Consider the following 7,514-nt stretch of genomic DNA (forward strand, 5'->3'; position numbering starts at 1 on the left):
GAGGCTAAAGAGGTGCTTTATAGTGAAGAGAATGATCAAATTTTAGCTCTTATAAAAGATGAAACTAGTAGTAAAAATATAGAAATAATCCACTTTTTACTTGAAAAAGATGGAGTCTTAATACTTTCATATGAGAGAATTTATGATCCAAAAACTCTGGTAGATGGCCTTAAGCCTGTACTTTTAAGTGAAGCTAGAAATTTTATGCTTCAGATGCCAAAGGTAGAAGCTAGATAGAAAGGTGGATGTGGTGGTATTTTGCACTGCATGCGGTTTTGTTAAATTTCATCAAATTTTACTAGCCAATTCTTGTGAGTGAATGAAATTTAAAATTTGCACATAGATTGATGAAATTTACTTAAAGGGGGACAAAGGGGCTTGAATTTTGCTTCGCAAGCTCGCAACTGCATGGCAGACACGAAGTCGCCCCCTTATCTCCCTCAATTCCCTTGCACGTTAGAAGTGGCATGCAATAGTGCTAGCGCACTGCATGCGGTTAAAACTCTATCAAATTTTAAAATTTCATGAACGAGTAATTTCGGCTCTGATTTTAGTGGCAAGCTTTGCGAGACCTAAAATCAGTAGTCAATTCTTGCGAGTGAATGGAATTTTAAATTTTATAAATTAAGGTTTTTAGAAATTTAAAGTTTTGTTTCTTTGTTAAGGGGGAAGAGGCTTGAATTACGAAGTCGCTCCCTTCCCCCTTAACGATCCCCTAACCCCGACAACGTTAGAGGTGACATGCTCCAGTGCTAGCACACTACATGCGGTTAAACCCTATCAAATTTAAAATTTATGAGCGAGCATATCACGGCTCTAAATTTAGTGCTAAATGAAGCGAAGCCTAAAATTAGTAGTATGCTAGGGCAAGCTAGTAAAGTTTTAAAATTTGTAAAATGGCACAAACAAAGCTATTTTACTACACGCCTTAAAAACCTCACAAATTTTTGCCAAGCAAAATGCCAAGATAGCTTGCAAGCAGGCAAAAAACAAGGTTTAAAAAGATATTTAAAAAGCCTTTTACCAGTTCGCCTTCTAGTAAAAATTTTACACTATCAAGGCTAAAGCTTGAGAATGTCGTAAATCCGCCAAGTATGCCAATGACCAAGAACACCCTCACGCTTTGGCTTAAATTTAGACAAAACAAGACGCCGATAATGAAGCTACCAAGCGTATTTACGCCAAGCGTGGCTAGCGGAAAGTGGCTAAATTTTAGCAGCTCACCGGCTAAAAACCTGCATCCAGCTCCGATAAAGCCTCCAAGCCCTGCGAAAAGCAAATTTGCAAGCATTAATGGCAGATACTAGCGAAGCTAAAACCGCGCTTTGCAAGCTCCTCGATATCTTTGCTAGCTTTCTCGCCTTTTGCGGTGAGGTAGTCGCCTATCACGATCGCATCGGCGCCATTTTCAAAGATCTCGTATTGTCTATCGCCTAAAATTTTCTCCCTACCGCCAGCTATCATGACTCTAGTTTCTGGAAGAGCGCTTTTGGTGTCACGTACGATCTTTAGGGCTTCATCCACACTAAGAGGAGGTAGATCAAGAGTTAGAGATTCATTTTTTATGAAAAAATTTATCGGCGATGAAAATGGCTCAAGCTCTTTTAGACTAGCTCTAAAGCTTACTCTATCGGCCTCACTCTCGCCAACGCCGTAAATTCCACCAGTGCAAAGCATAAGCCCAGCTCTTTTTGCATCTAAATTTGTCTGATATCTCTCATCCCAAGTGTGTGTTTTGCAAATTTTTGGGAAAAATTCTCGGCTTGTTTCAAGGTTGTGGTTGTAGCTAAAAACGCCAGCTTTTTTAAGCTCGCTAAGCTGCTCGTAAGTCGCCATGCCGTTACATGCGATGAGCATCAAATTTGGCACTTCTTTGCTCACTGCTCTTGCTAAAGATGCGATATAGTCGGTCTTTTTGTCATTTAGCCTAGCACCACTTGTAACTAAACAAAAGCCAAGAGCGTGGTTTTTATAAGCCATTTTGGCCTCGTCCACCACCTGCTGCACGCTTTTTTCTTTAAATTTTGAGATATCCGCACCGGCTTTGGCACTTTGCGTGCAGTAAGCGCAGTCCTCGGCGCAGTTTCCTTGAGTGACTGAGCATATCGCACAGAGCATAATTGTTTTCATTTTTCATCCTTTTTGGGGCGTATTATAGCTTTGACAGGTTTAAAATTTAAGTAGGGTGATTTATGAATTTGCAAAAATAGTTTGATGAAATGTATAAAATTATTTTTATTCAAAGGGAGATAAATGGGCTTGAGTTACGGTCTGTTTGCAGCTGCGAGCTAGCGAAGCCAAGAGCCGTCCCCTTATCCCCTTTAATCATCTAAGCTCTTTGCACGTTAGAAGTGCATGCTGTGTCGGCAAGCTAAGGATTTTAGAGATAAAATAGGCGAGTAGTTCTTGCTTTTTATCCTAGTTGTTAATATCACAAGGCTGGTTGGCCTAGGCATCTGGCGTAAAAACTATAGACTTTCGATGTGAATAAATCTAGGCGAAAGTCCGTTTTTGCTGATCTCAAGACTTTTTAAATTTTATAAATTTAAAAACGCAGAGTAGTAATTTATCTTTTAAAAAATTTCCACGGCAAGGCTTTTGAGTCCAGAAAGTTTTGCGATTAGCGCTATGTTTTTTACGCTAGCTCCAGAGCCTACAAAAAGGCTCTTTAGACTAGAAAGGCTTGCTGGCGCGTCAAGGTTCTCATGCGAGTCTCATTTGATATGAAGGCTTTTTAAAATTCTTTGGCATCACACCGTATCAAAGAGCCTTTAAGGTATTTTCGTGCAAAAGCTAAGCTCTTCAAAAACGTTTTGTTCGCTTCTTAAAAAAATTCACACCACTCATCAAGTACGGCTCTTTTTTTATTTGAAGGTTTTGTACTACTGTGTGAAGCTACCATCTAACTGAGTGCAGTTTATGACGAGGCTCTTTTACCCTCTGTACTGGCTAAGCTTAGCGGTGGTGCCAGGCATTTAAATTCCAAATTTATAAAAGCCAAATTTAGGTCAAGGACTCAAATTTGGCTAAAAGTTTTTAGTTTTCAGAGATAAGGGTCTTTTTCTTACACTTTGTGCACTCTATAAATGTACCTTTTTTAAGCTCTTTTTTGATCATATCGCCGCCACATTCGTCGCATTTTTGCTCAACTGGCTCGTAGTTTGAGATGAAGTCGCATTTTGGATAGTTGGCACATCCATAAAATTTACCGCGCCTGCTAAATCTCTCGACGATCTCGCCGCCGCATTTTGGACATGGCACATCAAGCTTTTTAAGCTCACGTTTTGGCTTAGCTGCCCCAGTAGTGCTGGCCTCTGTACTCTTTTCATTATCTTTTGCGACGTTTCTTGAGTATTTGCATTTTGGGAAATTTGAACAAGCGATAAATTCGCCGTATCTGCCCTTTCTAAGCACTAGCTCACTTCCGCACTCTGGGCACTTCTCGCCAATCGGAGTGGCTGTTTTTAGGCTTTTTATGCCAGTTTTGCCAGCGCTAATTTTTTCCATAAATGGATAGTAAAAGTCGCTTAACACCTTTTGCCAGTCGGCCTTGTCAAGTGCGATTTCATCGAGCTTTTCTTCAAGATGTGAGGTAAATTCGCTATCAACGATGTTGCTAAAGTGCTCCTCTAAAACGCTTATCATACTAAATGCGATATCATTTGGTATGAGCTGTTTTTTCTCGATTCTCACATAGTCTCTTGAAGTTAGCAGTGTGATAGTCGGTGCATAGGTACTTGGGCGGCCGATGCCTAGACTCTCTAACTTTTTAACAAGTCCAGCTTCTGAGTATCTGGCTGGTGGCTCGGTGAAATTTTGCGTTCTTTTTATGCTTTGCAAGCTCATCTCGTCGCCCTTTTTTAAATTTGGCAAAATTTTATCCTTATCAAGCTCGCCATAAACCTTGTAAAAGCCGTCAAATAGCACCTTTCTACCACTTATCTTAAACTCGCCTTTTTCACTTGCGACATAGACATTTTGCGTTTGGCTCACGCATGTGCTCATTTGGCAGGCTAAAAATCTATTGTAGATGAGTGTGTAGAGTTTTAGTGCATCTTTTTCTAAAAATTTAGCCGCTATTTGTGGCGTAAAGCTTAAATTTGTAGGGCGGATCGCTTCGTGGGCTTCTTGCGCACCTTTTGAGCTTGTCGTGTAGCTTATCGCTTTGGCTGGCAGATACTCTTTGCCGTAGTTTTGGAGGATATGCTCTCTAGCGGCTGCGACAGCCTCTTTAGCTAAATTTAAGCTATCCGTTCTCATATAGGTGATCGCACCCATGAAGCCCTCGTTTGTTTGCACGCCCTCATAGAGACTTTGCGCGATCATCATCGTCTTTTTAGGGCTAAAGCCAAGGCGGTTGCTCGCACTTTGCTGAAGTGTTGAGGTCATAAATGGCGGGCTTGGCTGGATCTTTCTATCCTTGCTCTCAATCTCACGGACGCTAAATTTCTCATTTTGTAAATTTTCAATGATGTATTTTGCGCGGTCTGGGTTTTGGATAGTTAGCTTTTCGATCTTTTGGTTTTCAAATTTAACTAGCTCAGCGTTTAGGTCTTTTTTAAAAACGGTGTCAATAGTGTAATATTTAACCGGCTTAAACGCCTGTATCTCACGCTCACGATCGACTATTATCTTTAGGGCCGCACTTTGCACACGTCCAGCGCTTAAGCCTTTTTGTATCTTTAAATTTAAAAGAGGACTTAACTTATAGCCAACTATGCGGTCAAGCAAGCGCCTTGTTTGCTGGGCATTGACGCTATTCATATCGACGCGTCTTGGGCTTTTTAGAGCGTTTTGTATGGCACTTTTGGTGATCTCGTGAAAGACGATGCGAGGCAGACTGGTTGGCTCTTTGCCGATGGCGTTTGCGATATGAAACGCGATCGCCTCACCCTCTCTATCCTCATCGGTCGCGAGATAAATTTCATCAGCACCTTTGGCAAGCTCTTTTATCTCTTTTACAATAGCGGAGTGATCACTGCTGATGCGGTACTCTGGGGTAAATTTATCATCCTCTATCTTGATACCAAAGCTTGTTTTTGGTAGGTCTCTGATGTGACCTTTTGAGGCGATGACGTTGTAGCTTTTATCTAGAAAATTTTTGATAGTCTTTGCTTTTGCGGGAGATTCCACGATGATTAAGCTTTTCATTTATATATAGCCTTTAATTTTTTGGCGTAATTGTAGCAAAAATAATTTTTAAAGTATCAAGGCATAAAAATCAAATCCATGTTAATCTTTAAAAATTTTTTCATTCACACCTATAAAGTTTTTAAAAAATTTCACGATATAGTTTTTGTGCGACAAGAAGTCGTAACTAAAAAATTAAAAGGATTTACAATGAGTTTTCGTATTAACACAAACGTAAACGCACTTAACACACACGCTAACGCAGTTAGCAATAACACTGACCTATCTAAGTCACTTAACAAACTTAGCTCAGGTCTTAGGATTCAAACAGCTGCAGACGATGCTTCAGGTCTATCTATTGCAGATAGCTTAAGAAGTCAAGCTTCAGCTCTAGGTCAAGCTATTGCAAATGGTAATGATGCTATTGGTATCATTCAAGTTGCCGATAAAGCTATGGACGAGCAGCTAAAAATTCTTGATACTATCAAGACAAAAGCTACTCAATCAGCTCAAGACGGCCAAACAACTCAATCACGCCAAGCATTGCAAGCTGATATCGTTCGTCTAATGGAAGAGCTTGATAATATCGGTAACACTACTTCATTTAACGGTCAGCAACTATTAAACGGAACATTCTCTAATAAAGAATTCCAAATAGGTGCTTACTCAAACCAAACTGTTAAAGCAAGTATTGGTGCGACTACATCTGATAAGATCGGTCTTACACGTTTTGAGAGTTCAAGACTACTTACAGCTATGGGTGAAGTAAATCTTAAATTTTTAAACGTTGATGGTGTAAACGATGTAGGTGTTACAGGCGCTACTATCTCAACAGGTATCGGTAAAGGCCTTGGTGCTTTAGCTGAGAATATCAACAAAGTTGCTGATAGAACTGGTGTTAGAGCTACAGCTGATGTTACTTGGAAAGCAAGTGCTGCTATTGGCGGTGGTTTAATTCAGTCTTTAACAATCAACGGCGTTAAAATTGGCGATCTAGAGGTTAAAGCAAATGATGCAAACGGTGCACTTGTAAATGCTATCAACTCTGTAAAAGATCAAACTGGTGTTGAAGCTTCTGTTGATGCTGAAACAGGCAAAATGGTATTAACAAGCCGTGATGGCCGTGCTATCGTAGCTTCTGGTAAAGACATCTCAAAGGGTCTTGGCGGTAAAGGTGCAGCTGCTAAAGGTACATCTTTAACCGGTTTCGTAGGTAGACTAAACCTTGTTCGTCTTGATGGTAGAGATATCAAGCTAAATGCTGGTGGCGTTGCTAAACTATCGCTAGCATTCTCTGCTAATGGTGGTGCCCAACAATCAGTATCACTAAGAGACATAAGAGGTCAAATAGATAAAAACCTAGCAACTGCTATGGGCTTCCAAAGAATGAGTGGAGCTTTGTCAGTAGCTCAATCTGCTGGTGTTATGACACTTCGCGGTGCGATGGCTGTTATGAGTATTGCTGAGTCTGCTCAAAAAACACTTGATCAAGTTCGTTCAGACCTTGGTTCAGTTCAAAACCAACTTCAAGCTACAGTTAATAACATCACTGTAACTCAAGTTAACGTAAAATCAGCAGAATCTCAAATCAGAGATGTTGATTTTGCTAGCGAGTCTGCTAACTTCTCAAAACATAACATCCTAGCTCAATCAGGTGCTTATGCTATGAGTCAAGCAAACAGCGTACAACAAAACGTAATGAAGCTACTACAATAGTTTCATTAAGGTTTTAGATAGAGGCTTTGTCGCAGTAACAAAGCCTTAAGAGTGTTAATGCTTTTACAATACGCAAACCCACGCCCCAAAGTCTAACTTTGGGGCTTTATCTACTAAAAATAAATAGTAATGTATCTATTTTATCTTTGCTCTAGTGGTTTATAATGGGTTGTGTTATAAATTTATAATCGTGACAGAGGCTTACTAAAACTAGTAAGCCAAATAAAAAGACTGTAAGTAAAATAATTCTACTTACAAATTAGCTTATATACTCAGTATAAAATTTTCTTTTGCTTTTCCTATCTCGTTTTTAGTTATTAGTTTTCTCTTTTTTAGCTCAGCAACAAGTGCTTTTGAAGCTTTTTTAGTAACTTCAATGTCGGCATTTAGTCCGCCAGCTGCGGAGAACATCCAGTACTTGTGCATATTTACCCACATAAGAAGCTTGTTGGTTTTTTGGATTGTTGTGTCACTTGGTGCTACAGAAATTTTTGCAAGCTCAAGTTCTTGATAGTAGACTGAAATTTGCAATATATTATCTACATATTTTTGATAATTACGTTTCGCGATTACATCTTTTAGTTTATCTATCTTTTTTGTTATTTTAAGAAGCTCATCAAAGTGCTTTTTTTCTATTTTATTTTCTTTATTGAGCTCAAGTAATTTAT

General features: G+C 39.5%; 5 protein-coding genes and 1 pseudogene. 2 read left to right on the forward strand and 4 right to left on the reverse strand.

Annotated features, from left to right (window positions below; translation table 11 throughout):
* A partial coding sequence (locus CYP54_RS02775; protein WP_181001508.1) for a hypothetical protein occupies window positions 1-237 on the forward strand: 237 nt, incomplete at its 5' end.
* A gap of 700 nt (window positions 238-937) precedes the next feature.
* Here CYP54_RS02775 and crcB read toward each other — a convergent pair.
* The 3 genes from crcB to topA all read right to left on the reverse strand — a co-directional run bounded on the left by crcB (window position 938) and on the right by topA (window position 5,151).
* Complete coding sequence (gene crcB / locus CYP54_RS02780; RefSeq protein WP_103604121.1) at window positions 938-1,291, reverse strand: fluoride efflux transporter CrcB; 354 nt, start codon at window positions 1,289-1,291, stop codon at window positions 938-940.
* Window positions 1,291-2,130, reverse strand: coding sequence for a biotin synthase (locus CYP54_RS02785; protein WP_103604122.1), 840 nt, complete (start codon window positions 2,128-2,130; stop codon window positions 1,291-1,293). Before CYP54_RS02785 ends, crcB begins: the two co-directional genes overlap by 1 nt.
* Before the next feature lie 906 nt (window positions 2,131-3,036).
* On the reverse strand, window positions 3,037-5,151 hold the full coding sequence (gene topA, locus CYP54_RS02795) for a type I DNA topoisomerase (protein ID WP_103604123.1): 2,115 nt from the start codon (window positions 5,149-5,151) through the stop codon (window positions 3,037-3,039).
* Window positions 5,152-5,340: 189 nt separating this feature from the next.
* Here topA and CYP54_RS02800 point away from each other — a divergent pair, with 189 nt between their 5' ends.
* Entirely contained in the window at window positions 5,341-6,846 is a 1,506-nt protein-coding gene (locus CYP54_RS02800) for a flagellin B (protein ID WP_103604124.1), read from the forward strand.
* 264 nt (window positions 6,847-7,110) lie between these two features.
* On the opposite strand, the pseudogene CYP54_RS02805 reads toward CYP54_RS02800, so the two are convergent.
* Window positions 7,111-7,514: pseudogene (locus CYP54_RS02805) on the reverse strand (motility associated factor glycosyltransferase family protein); the annotation flags it as partial.

Source organism: Campylobacter concisus (assembly GCF_002914005.1).
In the GTDB taxonomy this organism is placed as follows: Bacteria; Campylobacterota; Campylobacteria; order Campylobacterales; family Campylobacteraceae; genus Campylobacter_A; species Campylobacter_A concisus_N.

Bases quoted from the DNA above. Each gene is read 5' to 3' on its own strand.
- crcB (WP_103604121.1), bottom strand. From the start codon at position 1,291: ATGCTTGCAAATTTGCTTTTCGCAGGGCTTGGAGGCTTTATCGGAGCT.
- CYP54_RS02785 (WP_103604122.1), bottom strand. From the start codon at position 2,130: ATGAAAACAATTATGCTCTGTGCGATATGCTCAGTCACTCAAGGAAAC.
- CYP54_RS02800 (WP_103604124.1), top strand. From the start codon at position 5,341: ATGAGTTTTCGTATTAACACAAACGTAAACGCACTTAACACACACGCT.
- topA (WP_103604123.1), bottom strand. From the start codon at position 5,151: ATGAAAAGCTTAATCATCGTGGAATCTCCCGCAAAAGCAAAGACTATC.